Consider the following 19,607-nt stretch of genomic DNA (forward strand, 5'->3'; position numbering starts at 1 on the left):
TCTCCCTTCCCCGGTGGGGAGGGCGATTCTGGCGGCGATCGACGGGGCAGCGGCGTTGTCGGGCGTGCTCTAAGGTCGGAATCCTGCGGCGATCGCAGCTTGTACCGAGGCTTCACGGGGGGCCTCTGAGACTCATGTGCATCGATAGGATGGTCGTAGCTTCTCCCCGGAGCGTCCGTCGCCCACTTTGGACCGCGGGCGTCGCGACGACGGCGGCAACGCCAGTCACCGTTCCTGTCGGGCCATGTTCCAGGTAAGCGAGGTCATGAGTGAAGAACTTTCGGGCGTTGCTCGTCACCGGATTGGTCGCCGGTGTCGCCGTCGCCGGCGGCATGACGCTGGTCTCCGGCGCCGCCAGCGCGGCCTTGGAGGACACGCCGCCCTCGATCGAGGAGGACTTCAGCTATCCGGGGGCCGCCCAGATCGAAGCCAGCGATGGCATCAAGTTGATCAAGGGTGACGGCAAGATCATCTTTGCCGACTGCGTGGCCAACGCCACCAACCAGATCATCGTCCGGAGCTACGCGAGGCTCAGCGGATACTGCTTCACGGTCAAGGGCGCACCTGGCTACCTGACTCTGGAGATCTCGGATGTCTACCAGATCCGTGGTGACAGTCACACGGCATCCGCCACGGTGAGCGTGGACGGCGAATCCGAGACGGTCGCCCTTCCCAAGAACGGTTGGGTCGGTGTCGGGGTGGGAGAGGATGACACCCTGCCCCCTGCCGTCCTGCTTGAGCTGCGTGTCACGGGCTGATTCCCGCAGCCGGTCGGTGTCCTGAACCCCGGGTTGCTCGCCGGGTGGCACCGCCCGCTGTTCCGCGCGGGGCTCCGCTGGTCTGGAGCCCCGCGCGTTTCGGCTCAGCGCCCGGGTGCCGGCGGGGCGGTCAGGTCCAGCCACATGAGGATCTCGTCGCGGTCGTCGCCGGGGGCGACCCGCAGCGCGCCGGGCAGTCGACCGATCTCCCGGTAACCGAGGCCCCGGTAGAACCGGTCGAGCCCCAGGCCGTCCCGGACGGTCACGTGCAGCGCCTCCCACGCCATCCCGCGGCCGAGGCGCTCGGCCTCGCGCATCAGCGCGGCGCCGTACCCGTTGCCCTGGGTGTCCGGGTGGACCATCACCCGCTTCAGCACGCACCAGTGCGCCTTCAGGTCGAACCGGTTGTCGCAGAAGATCAGCGCGGCGACGGGCCGCTCGCCCGAATACCCCACGAGGAGGCGGTCCGGGCCCTCCGCGATGCCGGCGAAGGTGGGGTCCGCGGTGTGCCGGACGTCGGCGACGGTGACCGGTGGCACGAAGCCGACCGCCCCGCCGGCGTTGGTGACGTCGACCCAGAGGGCGACGATCCGTTCCCGCAACTCGGGGGTCAGCTCGGGATCGAGGACGAAGCGCAGGCTCACCCGGTAATCCTGACCGCGCGGGCCCCGCGCCGACCCGCGATCGTGACGCGCGCGACAGGGCGCTCGGTGCGGGAGGGGGGATTCGAACCCCCACGTCCTTTCGGACAATAGGACCTAAACCTACCGCGGCTGCCGTTACGCCACTCCCGCCGACCCGCTGAGTCTAGAGTGTCGCGCCGCACCGGTGGTGGGCTCGGTCCCGGCGCGGGCGGCGACCTCAGTCCAGCCCGAGATCCCGGCGCAGCTTGGCGACGTGGCCGGTGGCCTTCACGTTGTAGAGCGCGCGCTCGATCTTGCCGTCCGCGTCGATGACGAAGGTCGAGCGGATCACGCCGGTCACCGTCCTGCCGTACGACTGCTTCTCGCCGTACGCGCCGTAGGCGCTCAGCACGGCCTTATCGGTGTCGGCGACCAGCGGGAAGGTGATGGCGTCGCGCTCGCGGAACTTCGCCAGCTTCTCCGGCTTGTCGGGCGAGATCCCGACGACCTCGTAGCCGGCGGCCTGGAGTGAGGCGAGCGAGTCGCGGAAGTCGCAGGCCTGCTTGGTGCAGCCGGGCGTCATGGCCGCCGGGTAGGCGTAGAGCACGACCTTACGGCCGCGCAGGCCGGTCAGCGAGAGCGTCTCACCGGTGTCGGTGGGGAGGCTGAACTCGGGCGCGGGGTCACCGGGGGAGAGGCGGTCGGGCGCGGTCATGGCACGACCCTACCGCCGGCCCCGGCCCTTCCCGGACGGCACGCCGACCCCGACCGCAACGCGTCCCCGCCGCCTCCGGGGCGGCGCGCCGACCGACCGGAACGCCGCCCCGGCCGGCACGCAGAGTCGGCGGCGGACGCGCAATCGGGCGTACGCCAGTTGCCAACTATTGGCAACAGCCAACCTCGGGAAATAGGCTGACGTCAACGGCCAGGCCTGGCCGGGCGACGCGTGGGAGGCCGCGTGGAGAACCTGGCGATGCACATCTCGAACGGGATCGTCGACGGTCCCGTCGCGGCGGTCTTCGCGGCGGTGGCGCTGGCCGCGATGGCGTTCTGCGTCCTGCGCGGCAGGCGTGACCTGGACGACCGGTTGGCCCCGATGGCCGGGCTCGTGGCGGCCTTCATCTTCGCCGTGCAGATGCTCAACTTCCCGATCTTCACCGCGGGCGTCAGCGGTCACCTGCTCGGCGGGGCGCTCGCCGCGATGCTGGTCGGTCCGTGGGTCGGCGCGCTCTGCGTGGCCGTGGTGCTGGTCGTGCAGGCGCTCGTCTTCGGCGACGGCGGCGTAGCCATGCTCGGGCTCAACATCACCAACATGGCCGTGCTCGGCACCGCCGCGGCGTACCTGCTGATCGCGCTGCTGCTGCGGGTGCTGCCGCGCACCCCGGCCGGCCTGGGCGTGACCGCCTTCGTCTCCGCGCTGGTCAGCGTGGTGGTCGCGTCGATGGGCTTCGTGCTCCAGTACCAGCTCGGCGGCACCACCGACCTCGGCGGCAACCTGGGCGGCCTGGCCGGCACGATGGCCGGCGTGCACCTGCTGATCGGCATCGGCGAGGGCCTGATCACCGCGACCACGGTGGTCACCGTCGCGAAGGTCCGGCCCGATCTCGTCTACGCGCTGCGCGGGCTGCGCGCGGCGTCCACGCCCGCCGTCCCGGCCGTCGGAGGTGTCCGGTGAGGAAGCGTTCCTGGGGGTTCGTCGTCGGCGGGCTGCTGGTGGCCCTGCTCCTCGCCGGGGTGGTCAGCAACTTCGCCTCGTCCCACCCCGACGGGCTGGACTCGTCGCTGCGCGAGGGCTGCACCTTCGACGCCGACGACAACATCACCGGCGGCAGCTGCCCCGCCCAGCGGGAGCGCGAACACGAGGTCGGCGGGCCGCTGGCCGACTACGGGGTGGCGGGGATCGACAACGAGTTCCTCTCCACCGGCCTGTCCGGCGTCCTCGGCGTGCTGCTCACCTTCGCGGTGGCCGGCGGGGCGTTCTGGCTGGTCCGCCGCCGCGACCCCCGGGACGAGGACGCGGCCGGGGGCGCCCGTACCCCCGTCGGGGCGTCGGGCCGGGAGTAGCGACCGGATGGGCGCCGGGCACGCGCACGTGCTGTACCGGGACGCCTCGTCACCGGTGCACCGCCTTCCGCCCGAGGTCAAGGTCGCGGCGATGGTGGCGTTCACCCTCGCCGTGGTCGGCACCCCGCGCGAGGCCTTCTGGGCCTTCGGCGCGTACGCCCTGCTGGTCGCGGCGGTGGCGGCGCTGGCCCGGGTGGGGCCCGGCTGGCTGCTGCGCCGGTCGCTGATCGAGCTGCCGTTCGTGCTGTTCGCGGTGGCGCTGCCGTTCCTCGGCGCCGGTGAGCGGGTCGAGGTGCTCGGCCTGAGCCTGTCGTCCGACGGGCTGCTCGGGGCGTGGAACATCGTCGCCAAGGGCACCCTCGGCGTGCTCGCCTCGCTGCTGCTCGCCGCGACGACCACGACCCGGGACCTGATCGTCGGCCTGGACCGGCTGCGCTGCCCGCAGATCCTCACCCAGATCGCCACGTTCATGCTGCGCTACCTGGACGTGCTGGTCGGCGAGGCCCGCCGGATGCGGGTGGCGCGGATGTCCCGGGGCGACGATCCGCGCTTCCTGTGGCAGTTGCGCGGCTTCGCGACCGGCGTCGGCGCGCTCTTCCTGCGCGCGTTCGAACGCGGCGAGCGGGTCTACCTGGCGATGCTGTCGCGCGGCTACACCGGGCGGATGCCGGCGGTGTGGCAGGGCGCGGGTGCGGCGACCGCCGGGCAGTGGCTGGTCGCGGCCACCGTGCCGGCCCTGGCGGCCGGCATCGCCGCCACGGCCGTCGTGCTGACATGATCGGAGCCGTGCAGACGGCCCTCTCCCTGGACGTTCGTGGTGTCCGCTACGCGTACCCGGACGGGCACGTCGCCCTGCACGGGGTGGACCTGACCGTGCCGCGCGGCGACCGGGTGGCGCTGCTCGGCCCCAACGGCGCCGGGAAGACCACGCTGGTGCTGCACCTCAACGGCATCCTCACCCCGGCCGAGGGGAGCGTGAGCGTCGGCGGGCTGGCCGTCAGCCAGGACCGGGCCACGCTCGCCGAGGTACGCCGCCGGGTGGGCATCGTCTTCCAGGACCCGGACGACCAGCTCTTCCTGCCCACGGTCGCCGAGGACGTGGCGTTCGGGCCGGCCAACCTTGGCCTGCGCGGGGCGGAGCTGTCCGCCCGGGTGGACGAGGCCCTCGCCGCCGTCGGGATGGGCGAGCACCGGGACCGCGCGCCGCACCACCTCTCCTTCGGGCAGCGGCGCCGCGTGGCGGTGGCCACCGTGCTCGCCATGCACCCGGAGATCCTCGTCCTCGACGAGCCGTCGTCCAACCTCGATCCGGCGGCCCGCCGCGAGCTGGCGGGGATCCTGCGCGCCCTGCCGGTGACGCTGCTGATGGTCACCCACGACCTGCCGTACGCCCTGGAACTCTGCGACCGCTCGGTCATCCTGGACGCCGGCCGCATCGTCGCCGACGCCCCCACGGCCGATCTCCTGGCGGACGCCGACCGCCTCGCCCGCCACCGCCTCGAACTCCCCCGAGGCTTCACCCCTACCCCCCGCTAACACCCCCGCGCCCCACCCCCGAGGCGTCGATCATGCACTCATGGCGCCCGATCAAACCCCTTCTGCTCCGGTTCGTCCCCCACCACAACTCCATGATCGACGCTTGGGGCGGGGGTGGGGGGCGGGGCGGGGGTGGGAGGGGGAGTGGGGGTGGGGCGGGCGGCGTGGAGGCGGAGGGCGCCGGCTGCCGTGGCGCCGGCGCCGGCGACGAGGATCAGGGCGACCAGGATCCGGGCCGTCGTCGCCGGCCACGGCACGGGGGCGACACCGCGGGCGAAGACGGCGGCGTTGGCCACCCCGGCGAAGAGCGCCAGGCAGGCCCCGGCCAGCGCCAGCGCGAAGTCGGCGGCCGGCCGGCGGGCCAGCGCGAACACCCCCGCGGCGACGGCGCCGAGCCCGGTCAGCAGCGCCCAGACCTGCCCGCCGAGCAGGCCGGTCAGCACCCCGCCCACGCCCCGTGCGCCAGCGTCCACCTCCCGGCCCACGGTGAACACCACCGCGGCCACCCCGCCGACGACCAGCAGCCCGCCGAGCCCGGCCAGCGCCCGCGCGCCCGGCCCGGAGCGGGCCGGCAACAGCCCGAGAGCCCCCACGGCCAGCAGCCCGACCGTGGCGAGCACCCACCAGACGTACGCGTCCGGCGGCGGCACCCAGTCGAGGGTGCCGCGGATCTCCCCCGTCCCGGTGTCGGTGCGCAGCGGCACCGTCCAGTCCCGTACCCGGTGCTCCCGGTCCGGGGCGGCGCGCACCTGCGGCGGCGGTGCCGACTCCCGCCAGAGTGCCCGCTGGTCGTGCCAGCGCGCTGTGGCGGAGTCGTCGACGCGCCGCCAGTCCGGTGCGGCGGCGGGGTTCGCCTCGGCCGGCAGCCGCGTGTCCCCGGCGATGGTCCGGTTCAGGTACGTCGCGGGGGATCGGACGTTCTCGTACACGCCGTCGGGGCCGACCCGCAGGTAGGGCTCGCCGGAGTAGCCGAGCACCTCGACGGCGCGGTCGCCGGTGTTGGTCAGCTCCAGCCGCGCGCCCGCCTCGATCACCCGTACGCTCAGTCCGGGGCGGGCCGGGGCGACGGTGGTCACCTCGGTGCGGTAGTCGGTGCCGTCGGGAGCGTCCGCGCCGTGCGCGGCGGCCGGGGCGGCGAACGCGACAGTCGCCGTCAGCGTGCCGGCGAGCACCAGGCCGGCGCGGGTCACCAGGTCGCGGATCACCTGCCGGCCGCCTCCACCGCCGACTTGATCCCCTCCGGGCTGCGGTCGGCGATCTCCTCGCCGTCGACCAGGATCGTCGGGGTGCCGGTGATGTTGGCCTTGCTGGCCTCCTGCGTCACGTGCTCGGTCCACGGCTTGAAGGTGCCCTCCCGCAGGCAGGAGGCGAAGCCGTCCCGGTCGAGGCCGGCGCCCGCCGCGATGTCGGCCAGTTCCCCGTCGCTGAGCCCCGCGCCGCCCTCCGGCGGCTGCCGGTCGAACAGCGCCTTGGCGTACTCCCGGTATCGGCCGCCCTCCGCCGCGCAGCCGGAGGCGGCCGAGGAGCGGGTCGAGTACTGGGTGCTGGAGAAGCGGTTCAGGTACGCCACCGGGTGGTAGACGACCCGCACCTTGCCCTCGCTGATCAGCTGGTCGAGGGTTGGGCCGCTGGCCTGCTCGAACTGCTTGCAGGCCGGGCAGAGGAAGTCCTCGTAGACGTCGATGGTGACCGGGCCCGAGCCGGCGACGACCCCGGTGCCGGCCTCGGTCGAGCCGGTCGGCGCGGTGAAGTCGTCGGAACGCTGGCTGGAGTAGACGCTCCAGCCGATCAGGCCGGCGACGACCAGGACGGTCACGGCGGCCACGGAGACCCAGAGCGTCCGCTTGCGCCGCCGCTCCCGGGCCAACTGCTCGCGGACCACCCGGGCGGAGCCCTTCTGCCCCTTGCGACTACTCATCCTCGTCCTCCACGGATGCGTCCCCCGCCAGCCAGCCGTCCACCGAGACGGGGGTGCGGGGCCAGATCAGCAGGAACCCGGCCAGCGCCAGGAATCCCAGGTCCCGGAGGATCTCCGGGAGGTAGCTCGGGCTCTGGCCCTCGGCGAGCTCCCCGCCGGCGCCGAAGCAGCCGCAGTCGATGGCGAGGCCCCGGCTCCAGGCCGAGACGATGCCGACGATGAAGACCACCAGCAGCGCCGCGGACACCCCGGCGGAGAGCCGGGTGGCCAGGCCGAGGAGCAGCAGCAGGCCCAGCGCCAGCTCGACGAAGGGCAGCGCCGCGCCGATCACCGTGGCGAGGTCGTACGGCATGACCTGGTAGGCGTTGACGGCGCGGCCGGAGGCGGCCAGGTCTCCGACCTTGCTGCCGCCGGCGACGAGCCACACGGCGGCCAGGCCCAGCCGGACGGCGACCCCGATCCAGGGGCGGACGGCGGGCCAGCGGGCGACCCGGGTGTGCGGTGCGGTCACGATCATTGGTCGTCCCGTCCCCGGCGGAAGTTCCCGCCTCATCCGGCGAGGGCGTCGCCGACCGCCTCGACGAGGTCGTTGCGGGCCCGGGCCACCCGCGAGCGGATGGTGCCCACGGGCACCCCCTCCACGGCGGCGGCCTCGGCGTACGACAGGCCGAGCAGTTGGGTGAGCACGAACGCCGCGCGGCGCTCGGCGGGCAGCCGGCGGACCAGGTCGGCGGCGCCGAGTTGGCCGGCGGGGTCCGGGTGCGGCCGGTCGGTCCAGGCGTCGGCGGCGAGCCGCTCGCCGAGCCGGCGGCGGCGCACGACGGTGCGCAGGTGGTCGGCGCAGGCCCGGCGGGCGATGCCCAGCAGCCAGGTGCGGGCGCTGGAGCGGCCCTCGAACGCCGGCAGCGCCCGGAACGCCCGCAGGTAGGTGTCCTGGGTCAGGTCGTCGGCGCTGTCCGGATCGACAAGCGCGGCGGTGAAGCGCCACACCTCGGCCTGGGTCAGCCGGACGAAGGCGGCCTGGGCGACGGGGTCCCCGTCGCGGGCGGCCAGCGCCCACTCGGTCGCCGACTCCCGCGCAGCGACGCCCGCGTCACCGGTCGGACTGGCGGCGGGGGTCTCGCGCGGGGCGGGGATCACGACAGTCCAGGTTACGCGGCGTGGCCGGGCCGGGGAGGGTCCTTCGACCCTTCCATGGCCTGCGCCACCCCGGGAACTAAACCGGTGCGTCGCACGACTATCCCCACATGACATGCGACGACGTACGCGCGGCGCTGTCGGCGCGGCTGGACGGCGAGGACCCGCTGGCGGCGCCGGCGGTGCTGGACGCGCACGCGGAGAGCTGCCCCGGCTGCCGGGCCTGGCTGACCCGTGCCGAGCAGGTCACCCGGCTGGTCCGGGTGCAGGCGGTGGCGGTGCCCGACCTGACCGCGTCGGTGCTGGCGGCGGTCGCCGCCGATTCGCTGGCGGCCGGACGCACCCGGGCCGCGGCCAGGGCGGCCCGCCGTCAGGTGCTGCGGGTGGCGGTCGCGGTGGCCGCGGTCGCCCAGCTGGCGATCGCCCTGCCCGTCCTGCTGGCCGGGCTGGGCGTGACCGTCGACCCGCACACGAGCCGCGAGATGGCCTCCTTCGACGTGGCGCTGGCCGTCGGCTTCGCGCTGGCCGCGTGGCGACCCGAGCGGGCCCGGGCGTTCGTGCCGGTGGCGCTGGTGCTGGCGGTCTGCCTGGCCGGCACCAGCGCGGTGGACATCGCCAACTCGACGACCGCGCTGGTGCACGAGGTCGGGCACCTGGCCGCCGTGGTGCAGGCGGGGCTGCTGTGGGCGCTGGGACGGGTCAGCGACGAGGCGGACCGCCGGCCGTCGACCGCACTCCTGGCCCGTCATGGCTGACGTCGCCCCGGGCGGGCCGGCCCGGCGGGTCCCGGCGGCGTCGGGCGTGGTCGGAGTCGTCCCGGGCGGGCGGGTTCCGGCGGCGCGGGGCATGGTCGGAGTCGCGCCGGACCGGTCGGATTCGAGAGCATTGCCGGCATGAGTGTCGCCATCCGCCGCCCGATCGCCCGGCTGCTCGCCGTCGCCGGCCTGCTGGTCACCGTCGTCGCCCTGCTGATCGCCCCCGCCGGCCCCGCCAGCGCCCACGCGGTGCTGGTGAGCAGCAGCCCCATCGCCTCGGCCGTGGTGTCGAACGCGCCGGCGGAGGTCGTGCTCACGTTCAGCGAGCCCGTGCGCAAGGTGACCGGCAAGATCCGGGTGATCGCACCGGACGGCTCCCGCGCCGACCGCGGCGAACCGACCTTCGAGGGCACCGTGGTCACCGTGCCGGTCGATCCCGCCGGGGCGCGCGGCACCTACCTGGTCAGCTACCGGGTCATCTCCTCCGACAGCCACCCCGTCTCGGGCGCGTTCACCTACTCCGTCGGCGCGCCCTCGACGCCCCCGGTCGACAGCGGGGACGACAGCCGGGCCGACCCGGTCGTCAGCAACGCGGTCAAGGTCGCCAAGTACGCCGGCTACGCCGGCCTGCTGCTGCTCGTCGGACCGACGCTGGTGCTCGCCGCCCTCTGGCCCCGGCGGCTGCCCCGGCGCGGCCCGGCCCGCCTGGCCTGGGCCGGGCTCGGCCTGCTGGCGGTCTCCACGGTGGCGAACCTCCTGCTCCAGGTGCCCTACACCGCCGGCGGCGGCGTGTTCGACGTCACCGGCGAGGGGCTGAGCGACGTGCTGGGCAGCTCCTTCGGCGCCGCGCACCTGGTCCGGCTGGGCCTGTTGGCTGCGGCGGCGTTCCTGCTCCGGCCCCTGATGGCGGGGCCGGTCGAGCGGAGCGATCTGGTCATCCTCGGCGTGCTCGGGGCGGCGGCGCTGGTGACCTGGCCGCTGGCCGGGCACCCGGCGGCCTCGCCCGCCCCGGCGGTCTCCGTGGTCGTCGACGCCGTCCACCTGGGCGGCATGGCGGTCTGGATGGGCGGGCTGGTGATGCTCGCCGTCTTCCTGCTGACCCGGGCCGACGAGCGGGAGCTGGGCGCGATCCTGCCGATCTGGTCGCGCTGGGCGGCGCTGGCCGTCTCGGCGCTGCTGCTCGCCGGCACCGTCCAGGCGCTGATCGAGGTGGCCACCCTCCGCGCGCTTGTCGACACCACCTACGGCCGGCTGGTGCTGGGCAAGATCGGGCTCTTCGCGCTGGTGATCGCGGTGGCCGCGTACTCCCGGCAGCTGGTGCGCCGGCGCACCGCGGCCGGCCGGCCGACGTCGATGCGGCGGGCGGTCTGGGCGGAGCTGGCGATCACGGCGGTGGTCCTCGGCCTGTCCGCCGTCCTGGTGCAGACCACCCCGGCCCGCACCGCCGGCGCCGACGTGGCCGGCGCGCCGGGCCGCTTCTTCTCCACGACGCTGTCCAGCCCGAACTACGACCTCCAGATCGAGCTGGACCCGGCCGAGCGGGGCAACAACACCGTGCACTTCTACGCGTACACGAAGGACAACCGGCCCCAGCCGGTGGTGGAGTGGCGGGCCACGGTCGCCCTGCCGGCGGCGGGGATCGAAGCGATCCAGGTCCCGCTGCTGCCGCTGACCGACAACCACGCCACCGGCGAGATCAACTTCCCGGCTGCGGGGGAGTGGCAGTTGCGCATCACGGCCCGCACCTCGGACATCGACCAGGCCACGGTGACCACCACCGTGCCGATCAGGTAACAGGAAGGCTCGCACCATGATCCGTCACCGGCGTACCGCAAGCGCCGCCGCCGCCCTGGCGCTCGGCGCCGTCGCCACCGCCGTCCTCGGCTTCGCGGCGCCCGCCTCGGCCCACGTCACGGTCAACCCGCAGGAGGCGACCCAGGGCGGCTACGGCCGGTTCGCCTTCCGGGTGCCGAACGAGAGCGATACGGCCTCCACCACGAAGCTGGAGGTCGTGCTGCCGGAGAACGCGCCCGTCGGCTCCGTGTCGACCATGCCGGTACCCGGCTGGACGGTGGCGGTGGAGAAGCGCAAGGTGGACCCGCCGGTCGAGGTGCACGGCAGCCAGCTCAGCGAGGTCGTCTCCAAGCTCACCTGGACGGCCACCGGGAGCGCGGCGGTCAAGCCCGGCCAGTTCCAGGAGTTCCCGGTGTCGATGGGGCCGCTGCCGCAGGTCGAGACGATGGTCTTCAAGACCTTGCAGACCTACTCCGACGGCAACGTGCAGCGGTGGATCGAGGAGCCGCTCCCCGGCGGCGAGGAGCCGGAGAACCCCGCCCCGGTGCTCACCCTCACGGCGGCCTCGCCGTCGACCGCCCCCACCGGCACCGCCGCGCCGCAGGCCGCCGGCGACGACGACGATGACGACGCCGGGAGCGACGACGTGGCCACCGGGCTCGCGGTCGCCGGCCTGGTCGCCGGCGTGGGTGGCCTGCTGCTCGGCGGGCTCGCGTTCTCGCGTACGCGGCGGGCGCCGACGTCGCAGGAGTGACCTGGTCGTACCGCTCCGCCGGCCCGTCGGACCATCCGGCGGGCCGGCTGCTTTCCTGGCCCCGTGCCGTGGATATCCGCTGCTGGCTCGCCCCACGTCGGTAAGGTCGGCCGGGTATCCGGCTACGGAGGGGGACGGAACGAATGCGGATCGTGCGGGCGCTCGCCGCCATGCTGCTGCTGACGGTCGGGATCACGGCGCTGCTCGCCGGTGGGGCGCTCACGCTGCTCGCCCGGCAGGCCGACCCGGGTGGCGCCTTCAGCGCCCGGTTCGAGACCGTGCAGACCCCGGGTCACGCGATGGTCGTTCGGGACGTCGACGAGCTGCTGCGGGCCGAGGCGCCGTTCACCCGCGCCGGGCAGGCCCGACTCCGGCTGGACGCGCGGACGCCCGACGGCCCGGCCTTCGTCGGGCTGGCACCCGCCGACGAGGTGCGGCGCTGGCTCGAGCCGGTTGCGCATGCCGAGGTGCGCCGGGTGGCGCTGGCCCGGGGGCCGCTGCCGGTCCGGTTGCAGCCCGCCGGCCCCGCGCCGTCCGCCGGCCCCGCGCCGTCGGTCGCGCCGATCAACCAGCCCTTCTGGGTACGCGAGGGCATCGGCGCGCTGGAGTGGACCCCGGCGGAGCTGGCAGACCGGCGGCTGAGCCTGGTGGTGATGCGTCCCGATGGGCGGGCCGACCTGAGCCTGGAACTGCGCGCGGGGCTGCGCGCCGGCTGGACCGCCCCGGCGACCGCCGGGCTACTGGCCGGCGGGGTGCTGGCGGTGGCGCTGGCCCTGCTCCTGCTGCGCCCGGTGCGGCCCCGCGAGGTGGTCTTCGTGGTCGAGCCGGACCAGGTGCCGGTGCTCGCCGGCCGCCTCGGGGTGACCTCGCTCGCCGGCCTCGGCGCGCAACCGACCCGGGACAGCGACCGGTCGCGCGTCGCCGGGCGTCAGCTCGCCTCGGTCGGCGCCGCCCCCACGGGGGCCCGGCCGGCGATCGGGCCGGTGCCCGCCCGCCGCCCCGCGACGCTCGCCGACCTCGCCGGAGGCGACCCGGCGCTGCGGCCGCCCGAGGTGAACCTCACCCTGGCCTGGCCGCTGGCCGCCCCCGAGGAGACGGCCGACCCGGTCTCCGCAGCGGACCGCCGCCGCCCCGCCGCTTCCGGCACCGGCACTCCTGATGCTGGCGCTTCCGATGCCGCCGCTTCCGATGCCGGCACTCCCGGTGCCGGCACTCGCGGCGCTGGCACTTCCGGCACTCCCGGCGCTGGCGTTTCCGAGGCCGGTGCCTCCCGCGCCGGCCGGCAGTCGCCCGACGATCCGCGCTGACCCGCGTCCGGCCTCCGCCCCGTGCCGGCATCCCACCCGGGGGCCGGACGGCGGGCGGCCCTCCGCGCTGCCGACGCGGAGGGCCGCCCTCACCGGGGGATCGGTGCTACCCGAGAGACGTCTGAGGTAGTTGCGACCAGATTAGCCATGAAGGGCGCTACTTGGGAAGACTGTCCATTTCCCGCGACCTGCGGCACTCCCGCCGCACCGGCAGGGTCACCAGCAGCAGCAGGCTCAGCAGCACGTACGTGTTGCGCACCAGGAACTCGCCCGGCGAGTCCGTACGCACCGGGGCGATGCCCCAGTCGTGGAAGGTCACCACCCCGTACACGATGAGGGCGGAGGTGCCGACGGCGAGTGCCGCCAGCAGACGTCGCCGACGGGCGCCCTCGCCGGTGGTGGCGTCGGCGCTCAGCGCCGCGTCCGTCAGCACGACCACCGCCGGGATGAACCAGTAGATGTGGTGGGTCCAGGTGATGGGGCTGACCAGCGAGCCGACCAGTCCGGTCAGGGCCAGGCCGGTGAGCGTGTCCCCGGCGCGGGCGGCCCGCGCGGCGCGCCACAGCCCGTACCCGGCGACGGCCGCCACCAGCAGCAGCCAGAGCAGCTGGTGGGGCTTCTCCGGCGCGGTGATGCGGCTGAGCAGGCCGAACAGCGACTGGTTGCCGGTGTAGTCGGTGCGGCCGACCCGGTCGGTCGCCCACAGCTCGTGGGTCCAGAACCGCCACGAGTCGCGCGGCGCGACCGCGGCGGCGAGCAGGGTCGCGGCGGCGGCCGTCGCGCTCGCCACCGCCGCCGCCCGCCACCGGCGGGTGGCCAGCAGGTAGACGATGAAGATGCCAGGGAAGAGCTTGAGCGCCGTCGCCAGCCCGACGCCCACGCCGGCCCACCGGCTCGCCCGGGGTACGGCGAAGAGCAGGTCCGCCAGGATCAGCACGACCAGCAGCATGTTGATCTGACCGAAGGTGATCGTCTCGCGGGTGCTCTCGACGGCCAGCACCAGCAGGACCGCCACGGTGAGGCTGAACACACGGGGCAACCCGTGCCGGGCGATCACCGGCGCGAGCAGCCACCGGGTCGTGACCACCACCGCCAGGCCCGTCAGGATCGTGAAGATCGCCACGGTGGCGCCCAGCGGCAGCAGCGCGAACGGGCGCAGCAGCAGCGCGCTGAAGGGCGGGTAGGTGAAGTAGAGCTCGCCCTGCACCCGGTCGGGCTGCACGTAGTCGTAGAGCGGGTTCCCGGCCGCCCACCAGTCCATCGCCCGCATGTAGATCTTCAGGTCGAAGAAGTCGTGCACCATGCCGGGCAGGTAGAGCGCCGGCAGCACGGCGGCCAGCGCCAGCAGGGTGACGAGCCGACGGACCGTACGGCCACCGGGATCGTCGTCGGTGACGGCGGGCGGTGCGGCGGGTTCGGCTGGCACGGAGGAAACCCTAGCGGTCACCGCGTGCCCCGGTGCGCGGGCGCGCGGCCGGGTGGGCTGCGCGTAGGCTGTCCCGGTGGCTGATCTTCTCGTCTGGATCGACTGTGAGATGACCGGGTTGGACCTCGGCAGGGACAAGCTGATCGAGGTCGCCGCGCTCGTCACGGATCCCGACCTCAACGTGCTCGGGGACGGCGTCGACGTGGTGATCCACGCCGACGAGGCGGCGCTGGAGGCGATGCCCGAGATCGTGGCGACGATGCACGCCAAGTCGGGGCTGACCGAGGAGGTCCGGCGCTCCACGGTGACCCTCGCCGAGGCCGAGGACATGGTCCTGGACTACGTGGCCAGCCACGTGAAGGATCCGCGTACGGCCCCGCTGTGCGGCAACTCGATCGCCACCGACCGGGGCTTCATCACCCGGGACATGCCCCGCCTCGACGCGCACCTGCACTACCGGATGATCGACGTCTCGTCGATCAAGGAGCTGTGCCGCCGCTGGTACCCCCGGGTGTACTTCGGCCAGCCCCAGAAGGGGCTCGCGCACCGGGCCCTGGCCGACATCCGGGAGAGCATCCGGGAGTTGGAGTACTACCGGCGGACCCTCTTTGTGCCCCTGCCCGGGCCGGACGTGGAGACCGCCAAGGCAATTGCCGCCGGCCTCTGAGCCGCCGGGCACGATCGCGCCGGGCGGAACCCGCTGGACGCGGCGGGCGGGGGTGGGGCTATTATTGGTCCGCACCCCGCCCGGGGCGATCGACCGGGCGTGGATCCATCGGGTGTGAACGGCATGGTGGCTGTAGCTCAGTTGGCAGAGCACCGGGTTGTGGTCCCGGTTGTCGTGGGTTCAATTCCCATCAGTCACCCGGTTACCGAAGGCCCCCTCCTCGCGGAGGGGGCCTTCGGCGTTGCGGGGCTCAGGTGGTCGGGGTGACCGTGGGCTCGCCGGTCTGCTCCGGGGCGGCCTCGGTCGGCGGCTCGTACGGCAGGGCGCTGCCCTTGACGTACTGCTCCCAGCTCATGTTCCAGTCGGTCCAGCCGTTGCCGTTCTGGAGCTTGCGCTCCGTGCCCTTGACCGTGATCGGGTCGCCGACGCGGGTGTTGGCGAACAGCCAGGCGCCGTTGGCCATCGAGACGTTCACGCAGCCGTGCGAGACGTTCACCCGGCCCTGCTGCCCTTCCGACCAGGGGGCGGCGTGGATGAACTCGCCGCCCCAGGTCAGCCGCTGGGCGTAGTCGATCTTGGTGCGGTAGCCCTCCTCTGGGCCCAGCTCCTCGAAGGTGTCGAAGACGGTCTTGCGTAGCTTCTCGATGACCACCATCGTGCCGCTGGAGGACGGGGTGCTCTTCTTGCCGAGGCTGACCGGGATGGTCTTGATCACAGAGCCGTCCTTCGTGACGGTCATCCGCTTGGTCTTGTTGTCCACCGTCATGACCACCGCCGGGCCGACCTTGATGCCGACGCTGAGGTCCGCCCGGCCGTACCAGCCGTCGCCCAGCGGCAGGCCCCCGGCCTGGACGCGGTAGGAGACCGTGCTGTTCGCCTTCCAGAACTCCTTCGGGCGGTAGCGGATCTCGGTCGGGCTGACCCAGTGCCAGATGCCCTCCTGCGCCGGTACGGAGGTGACCGTCATCCGGCTCTGCACGTCGTCGCGGTAGTCCTCCGGGACGGCCCGGCTGAACTTCACGATCAGCGGCATGCCGACGCCGACGACCTGGTCGTCACCCAGGAAGCTGCTGATCCGGACCTGCTTGCCGGGCTTCGCCATGGTGGTGAAGGTGCTGGTCGCCGTGGCCGGCCGGCCGTCGTCGCCGGTCGCGGTCACCGTCGCGGTGTACGTCTCGCCGTACTTCAGCGCGCCGGCGGGCAGCCAACTCCTGCCGTCGGCCGCCAGCTCGCCCTCGACGGCCCCACCGGCGGAGTCCTTCAGCTCGACGCTGGTCTGCTCCGCCTCCGTCGCCGTGAAGGTGATGCCGGTGGACGCGGGCACGTCCTTCGCGTCCGCCTTGGGCTCGACGATGGTGGCCGCCGCCTTCGGCGCGGCGGGCTGGTCGTCGCCGTTCTGCCAGCCGCCCGAGGGCTTGCCCCCGCCCCCGTCGGTGCAGGCGGAGGCCAGCGCGAGCGTCGCGGCGAGCACCGCCGCCGCGAACCCACGGCGTCGTCGACCCCGCCGGTCGTCCCCGTGCCGGATCAGCTGGTCCTGGACAGCTCGCATGATTCCCTCACAGTCGTGGTCCCCGGTTGCCCATCGTCCCTCACTGACGCACCGGGGCAGGTACCCGTTCCGCAAGGTGAACCGAAACACGCCGTACGAGATGTCCGGATGTTGATAAGATCCAGGGCTTTGCCGAGGTCCGCTCACCTTTCCGGACCCGCCGTACGTGCCGGCAGCGCAGGCGCGGGCGCCCGGGGCGTCGCCGGCGTCGCGGGGCCGGACGGCGTCGCGGCAGGGCCACGAAGACGGCGACCGGCCCGCGGGTGCGGGCCGGTCGCCGGATCGTCGGTGGACGTGCCTCAGAAGGCCGACCCCTCGCCGGCCTCCGGCACCGGCACCGCGCTGCCCTTGACGAACTCGGACCAGCTCTGGCTCCACGCCGTCCAGCCGTTGCCCGGCGTCAGCTTGCGCTCGGTGCCCTTGATGGTGATCGGGTCGCCGACCTTGGTCTTCCCGAACAGCCAGCGGGCGTTCGCCATGGAGACGTTGACGCAGCCGTGCGAGACGTTCTGCCGGCCCTGCACGTGCTCCGACCAGGGCGCCGCGTGGATGTACTCGCCGCCCCAGGTGAGCCGCTGGGCGAAGTCGATCTCCGTCACGTAGCGGTTCGCCGGGTCCGGATCGTCGCGGGTGTCGAAGACCGTGGACTCCTTCTTCTCCATCACGACCATCGTGCCGCTGGAGGAGGGGGTCTTCTTCTTGCCCAGGCTGACCGGCAGGGTACGGACCACCTGGCCGTCCTCGTACACCGTCATCTTCTTGGTGGCGTTGTCCACCTGCATCTCGAACGCCCGGCCGATCTTGGCGGTCGCCGCACGGTCGACGTTGCCGTAGCGGCCGTTGCTCAGCGGGATGCCGGCCAGTGCGATCCGGACGGTGAGCGTGGTGCCGGGCTTCCAGTACTCCGGCGCGCGGTAGTAGGCCTGGGTGCCGTTCTCCACCCAGTGCCAGGCGCCCGGCTGCGGCGGATCGGTCTGCACGAACATGCGCTTCTGCACCGCCGCCCGGTCCTTCTTCGGGATCCCCGGGTGGAACTCGGTGACCACCGGCATCGCCACGCCGTAGGTCTTGTCGTCGAAGAGGTAGAGGCCGGAGCTGATCACCGACTTGGGCTTCGCCATCGTCGTGAAGGTGCTCTTGCCCTGGCTGGTCGTCCCGTCGGGGCCGGTGGCGGTGACCGTGGCCGTGTAACGGGTGCCGTACTTCAGCGGCTTCGACGGCACCCAGGACGAGCCGTCGGCGCGCAGGCGCCCCTCGACCTGGCCGCCGTTGGCGGCGGCCAGCGTGACGCTGGACACCTTCCCGCCGCCGGGCACCTCGGCGCTGATCTCGGAGCTGACCGGCCGGTTCTTCCCCCCGTCGGCCGGGCTCACCGTCAGCGGCGGACCGCTCGGCGCGGCCGGGGTGCCCGGCTCGGCCGGGGTGCCTGCCGCACCGGGTGTAGCGGACGTGGCCGGCGCGGTGCCGCCGACGAACTCCGCCTGCTTCTTCTGCTCCGCGCCGCAGCCCGTCAGAGCCAGCGACGCCACCAGGCCGAGGGCGCCCACCATCGCCCCGGCCCGCGCGAACATGCCCATCCCCACCTCTGTTCTCGCGTACCTGGCGCACATCGTGCCGCATGGTCGCCGCTTGTCCGCCCCCTGTCCTCGTCCGCCCGGCCGGTTCGTCCACTAATGCCCGGTAAGCTCGGCCGAAGGGGGGAGCCGGGGATCGGATTGGAACCCCCCTCGGGAGGCGTGCTAATGTTCTCCCCGTTGCCGACGAGCGCCGCTAGCTCAACTGGCAGAGCAGCGGACTCTTAATCCGCGGGTTCGGGGTTCGAGTCCCTGGCGGCGCACCAGCACTGATCAGGCCGCATAGCCATCTGGCTATGCGGCCTTGATCTTTGGGTGTCGTTTGGGTGTCACGTGGGCGCGGCCAGCCCTTGGGTGGGGCTCGCGCCTGATTCTGGTTCCTGGCAACGGTTTGGGCCGTCGGGCGGTGGGTGTTGCTGCGGTTCGTGGGTGTCGGGTGGGTGTCCGGTGCTTGCGGCCGGGGACGCGGGCTGCGGCGGCCAGGACGAGTCGGGCGGTGGCTTCGGCGACGGTGAAGTGCAGGTCGAGCAGGACGCTGGTGTAGGTGTCAGCGGTGAGCACGATGCTGGTGTGACCGAGTTGCTCCTGAACGGCTTTCAGGTCGGCGCCTGCGCTGTGAGCGAGGCTGGCCGCGCCGTGGCGCAGGTCGTGCAGACGGACGGGCGGGAGACCGGAGTCGGTCACGAGGCGCCGGAAGCGGCGGGTCAGGTAATCCGGGTGTAGCGGCTGCCCGTCCGGTTGTGTGAAGACGTAGCCGGAGTCCGTCCAGTCGGCTGCGTGCTCTGTCTGCTCGGTGAGTTGTCGGCGGCGGTGTTGGCGCAGGATCGTGACGGTGGTGTGGTCCAGGGCGATAGTGCGGCGGCTGGCGGCGGTCTTGGGTGGGCCGACGGTGACGGTCTGGCCGTAGGCGATGCGTTGTTGGTCGATGGTGATCACCCGGCCGTCGAGGTCGACGTCGACCCAGCGCAGTCCGGCGGTTTCGCCGCGGCGCAGGCCGCGCAGGCTGATGAGCCACCACATCGCGGTGAGCCGGTCGTCGGCGGTGTGGCCGAGGAAGTGTGCCAACTGCTGGGTGGTCCAGACCGCGACGGCATAGCGTTCACCGTGTTGGCGCCAGGCCTGTACCCGGTGGTCGGTCCAGACGCGGGCCTGGGGTCGTCTCGGTTTGGCCAGTCTGACGAATCGCGCCGGGTTGTCGCGCAGGAGCCCGTGCCGGATCGCGGCGTTGAGGGCGGAGCGCAAGGTGGCGCGGATGCGGTGCAGCGTCGACGGGGTCGGCGGCCGGCCGTGGCGGTTGGGTGTTACGGCGATGTCGGCGAACGTCGCCGTGACGTGCAGGTTGGTGAGGTCGGTCAGACGATGGCGCCCGAGGTGGGGAATGCGCTGGTGCTCGACGTGATCGGTGTAGGAGCGCAGCGTGCTGGGGCGGATCCCGAGGTTGGTCGACAGCCAGTAGCGCAGCCAGCGGGACACCGTCCAGGTGTCGCTGGTGCATTCCTCGGTCGACCTGGCCAGCAGCGCATCCCGCGCCCGCTCGGCATCCCCACGGGTCAGATACCCGCCGCGTCGGACACGTTCCCGCCGCCCCGTGAGGGTGCTCACCGAGCAGTGAGTACCAACTGCCGTGACCACGCCGGCTCAGCAACTCGCAGGACGACTCCAGGCGTTGCCTGGTCTCCGTGTGGCGACACCCGCACCGCTTCAAAATCACACCGTTGCCGCGCATTACCGCACCTCCAGGTTGA

Annotated in this window: 20 protein-coding genes and 3 tRNA genes; 12 read left to right on the forward strand and 11 right to left on the reverse strand. The window is 73.3% G+C overall.

Translation table 11 applies throughout. The features are described 5' to 3' along the window. Window positions 1-269 precede the first annotated feature (269 nt). Window positions 270-758 (forward strand): hypothetical protein, encoded by a 489-nt coding sequence (locus tag AC0OO9_RS20415; RefSeq protein WP_484511633.1) that lies wholly within the window; start codon window positions 270-272, stop codon window positions 756-758. 104 nt (window positions 759-862) lie between these two features. Here AC0OO9_RS20415 and AC0OO9_RS20420 read toward each other — a convergent pair whose 3' ends face one another. The 3 genes from AC0OO9_RS20420 to bcp all read right to left on the reverse strand — a co-directional run bounded on the left by AC0OO9_RS20420 (window position 863) and on the right by bcp (window position 2,096). Next, a complete protein-coding gene (locus tag AC0OO9_RS20420; protein ID WP_484511634.1) occupies window positions 863-1,402 on the reverse strand; it encodes a GNAT family N-acetyltransferase in 540 nt (179 codons plus the stop codon). Between the two features lie 67 nt (window positions 1,403-1,469). After that, a tRNA-Leu gene (locus AC0OO9_RS20425) sits at window positions 1,470-1,552 on the reverse strand. 67 nt (window positions 1,553-1,619) lie between these two features. Continuing rightward, window positions 1,620-2,096 carry a thioredoxin-dependent thiol peroxidase gene (gene bcp / locus AC0OO9_RS20430; RefSeq protein WP_421457526.1) on the reverse strand — a complete coding sequence of 159 codons (477 nt, stop codon included), beginning with the start codon at window positions 2,094-2,096 and terminating at the stop codon, window positions 1,620-1,622. Window positions 2,097-2,339: 243 nt separating this feature from the next. On the opposite strand from bcp, the gene AC0OO9_RS20435 reads away from it, so the two are divergent. The 4 genes from AC0OO9_RS20435 to AC0OO9_RS20450 are packed head-to-tail and all read left to right on the forward strand — an operon-like array spanning window position 2,340 to window position 4,981. Continuing rightward, the gene (locus AC0OO9_RS20435; protein WP_484511635.1) at window positions 2,340-3,056 is read left to right on the forward strand and encodes an energy-coupling factor ABC transporter permease; all 717 of its coding nucleotides are present in this window, start codon (window positions 2,340-2,342) and stop codon (window positions 3,054-3,056) included. After that, window positions 3,053-3,445, forward strand: a complete 393-nt coding sequence (locus tag AC0OO9_RS20440) for a PDGLE domain-containing protein (RefSeq protein ID WP_421457529.1) — start codon at window positions 3,053-3,055, stop codon at window positions 3,443-3,445. The genes AC0OO9_RS20435 and AC0OO9_RS20440 overlap by 4 nt, the downstream gene beginning before the upstream one ends. Window positions 3,446-3,452: 7 nt before the next feature. Beyond that, entirely contained in the window at window positions 3,453-4,223 is a 771-nt protein-coding gene (gene cbiQ, locus AC0OO9_RS20445) for a cobalt ECF transporter T component CbiQ (protein WP_484511637.1), read from the forward strand. After that, complete coding sequence (locus AC0OO9_RS20450; protein WP_484511639.1) at window positions 4,220-4,981, forward strand: energy-coupling factor ABC transporter ATP-binding protein; 762 nt, start codon at window positions 4,220-4,222, stop codon at window positions 4,979-4,981. Before cbiQ ends, AC0OO9_RS20450 begins: the two co-directional genes overlap by 4 nt. Window positions 4,982-5,019: 38 nt before the next feature. Here AC0OO9_RS20450 and AC0OO9_RS20455 read toward each other — a convergent pair whose 3' ends face one another. Genes AC0OO9_RS20455 through AC0OO9_RS20470 form a run of 4 tightly spaced genes read right to left on the reverse strand, consistent with a single transcriptional unit; the run spans window position 5,020 to window position 8,039 of the window. Next, on the reverse strand, window positions 5,020-6,186 hold the full coding sequence (locus AC0OO9_RS20455) for a hypothetical protein (protein ID WP_484511640.1): 1,167 nt from the start codon (window positions 6,184-6,186) through the stop codon (window positions 5,020-5,022). Further along, on the reverse strand, window positions 6,183-6,899 hold the full coding sequence (locus AC0OO9_RS20460) for a DsbA family protein (RefSeq protein ID WP_484511641.1): 717 nt from the start codon (window positions 6,897-6,899) through the stop codon (window positions 6,183-6,185). The genes AC0OO9_RS20455 and AC0OO9_RS20460 overlap by 4 nt, the downstream gene beginning before the upstream one ends. Beyond that, window positions 6,892-7,416 (reverse strand): MauE/DoxX family redox-associated membrane protein, encoded by a 525-nt coding sequence (locus tag AC0OO9_RS20465; RefSeq protein WP_484511642.1) that lies wholly within the window; start codon window positions 7,414-7,416, stop codon window positions 6,892-6,894. The genes AC0OO9_RS20460 and AC0OO9_RS20465 overlap by 8 nt, the downstream gene beginning before the upstream one ends. Before the next feature lie 32 nt (window positions 7,417-7,448). Continuing rightward, the gene (locus AC0OO9_RS20470; RefSeq protein ID WP_357578258.1) at window positions 7,449-8,039 is read right to left on the reverse strand and encodes a sigma-70 family RNA polymerase sigma factor; all 591 of its coding nucleotides are present in this window, start codon (window positions 8,037-8,039) and stop codon (window positions 7,449-7,451) included. Between the two features lie 107 nt (window positions 8,040-8,146). Between AC0OO9_RS20470 and AC0OO9_RS20475 the strand changes: the two genes are divergently transcribed. The 4 genes from AC0OO9_RS20475 (at window position 8,147) to AC0OO9_RS20490 (ending at window position 12,646) form a co-directional block, all read left to right on the forward strand. Next, a complete protein-coding gene (locus tag AC0OO9_RS20475) occupies window positions 8,147-8,791 on the forward strand; it encodes a zf-HC2 domain-containing protein (protein WP_484511644.1) in 645 nt (214 codons plus the stop codon). Window positions 8,792-8,920: 129 nt separating this feature from the next. After that, on the forward strand, window positions 8,921-10,585 hold the full coding sequence (locus tag AC0OO9_RS20480) for a copper resistance CopC/CopD family protein (RefSeq protein WP_484517998.1): 1,665 nt from the start codon (window positions 8,921-8,923) through the stop codon (window positions 10,583-10,585). A gap of 16 nt (window positions 10,586-10,601) precedes the next feature. Then, window positions 10,602-11,339, forward strand: a complete 738-nt coding sequence (locus tag AC0OO9_RS20485; protein WP_484511646.1) for a YcnI family copper-binding membrane protein — start codon at window positions 10,602-10,604, stop codon at window positions 11,337-11,339. Between the two features lie 143 nt (window positions 11,340-11,482). Continuing rightward, window positions 11,483-12,646, forward strand: coding sequence for a hypothetical protein (locus AC0OO9_RS20490; RefSeq protein ID WP_484511647.1), 1,164 nt, complete (start codon window positions 11,483-11,485; stop codon window positions 12,644-12,646). 157 nt (window positions 12,647-12,803) lie between these two features. Here AC0OO9_RS20490 and AC0OO9_RS20495 read toward each other — a convergent pair whose 3' ends face one another. Further along, window positions 12,804-14,072, reverse strand: a complete 1,269-nt coding sequence (locus tag AC0OO9_RS20495) for a glycosyltransferase family 87 protein (protein ID WP_484511648.1) — start codon at window positions 14,070-14,072, stop codon at window positions 12,804-12,806. 76 nt (window positions 14,073-14,148) lie between these two features. Here AC0OO9_RS20495 and orn point away from each other — a divergent pair, with 76 nt between their 5' ends. After that, on the forward strand, window positions 14,149-14,739 hold the full coding sequence (orn, locus tag AC0OO9_RS20500) for an oligoribonuclease (protein ID WP_484511649.1): 591 nt from the start codon (window positions 14,149-14,151) through the stop codon (window positions 14,737-14,739). 126 nt (window positions 14,740-14,865) lie between these two features. Then, window positions 14,866-14,938: transfer RNA gene (locus tag AC0OO9_RS20505), tRNA-His, on the forward strand. A gap of 51 nt (window positions 14,939-14,989) precedes the next feature. Here AC0OO9_RS20505 and AC0OO9_RS20510 read toward each other — a convergent pair. Continuing rightward, a complete protein-coding gene (locus tag AC0OO9_RS20510) occupies window positions 14,990-16,288 on the reverse strand; it encodes a L,D-transpeptidase (protein WP_484511650.1) in 1,299 nt (432 codons plus the stop codon). Window positions 16,289-16,587: 299 nt separating this feature from the next. After that, the gene (locus tag AC0OO9_RS20515) at window positions 16,588-17,865 is read right to left on the reverse strand and encodes a L,D-transpeptidase (protein WP_484511652.1); all 1,278 of its coding nucleotides are present in this window, start codon (window positions 17,863-17,865) and stop codon (window positions 16,588-16,590) included. A gap of 187 nt (window positions 17,866-18,052) precedes the next feature. Here AC0OO9_RS20515 and AC0OO9_RS20520 point away from each other — a divergent pair. Beyond that, a tRNA-Lys gene (locus AC0OO9_RS20520) sits at window positions 18,053-18,128 on the forward strand. Between the two features lie 28 nt (window positions 18,129-18,156). Here AC0OO9_RS20520 and AC0OO9_RS20525 read toward each other — a convergent pair. Beyond that, complete coding sequence (locus AC0OO9_RS20525) at window positions 18,157-19,464, reverse strand: site-specific integrase (RefSeq protein WP_484511654.1); 1,308 nt, start codon at window positions 19,462-19,464, stop codon at window positions 18,157-18,159. Between the last annotated feature and the right edge of the window lie 143 nt (window positions 19,465-19,607).

This window comes from Micromonospora sp. USAFONa4 (assembly GCF_057197825.1).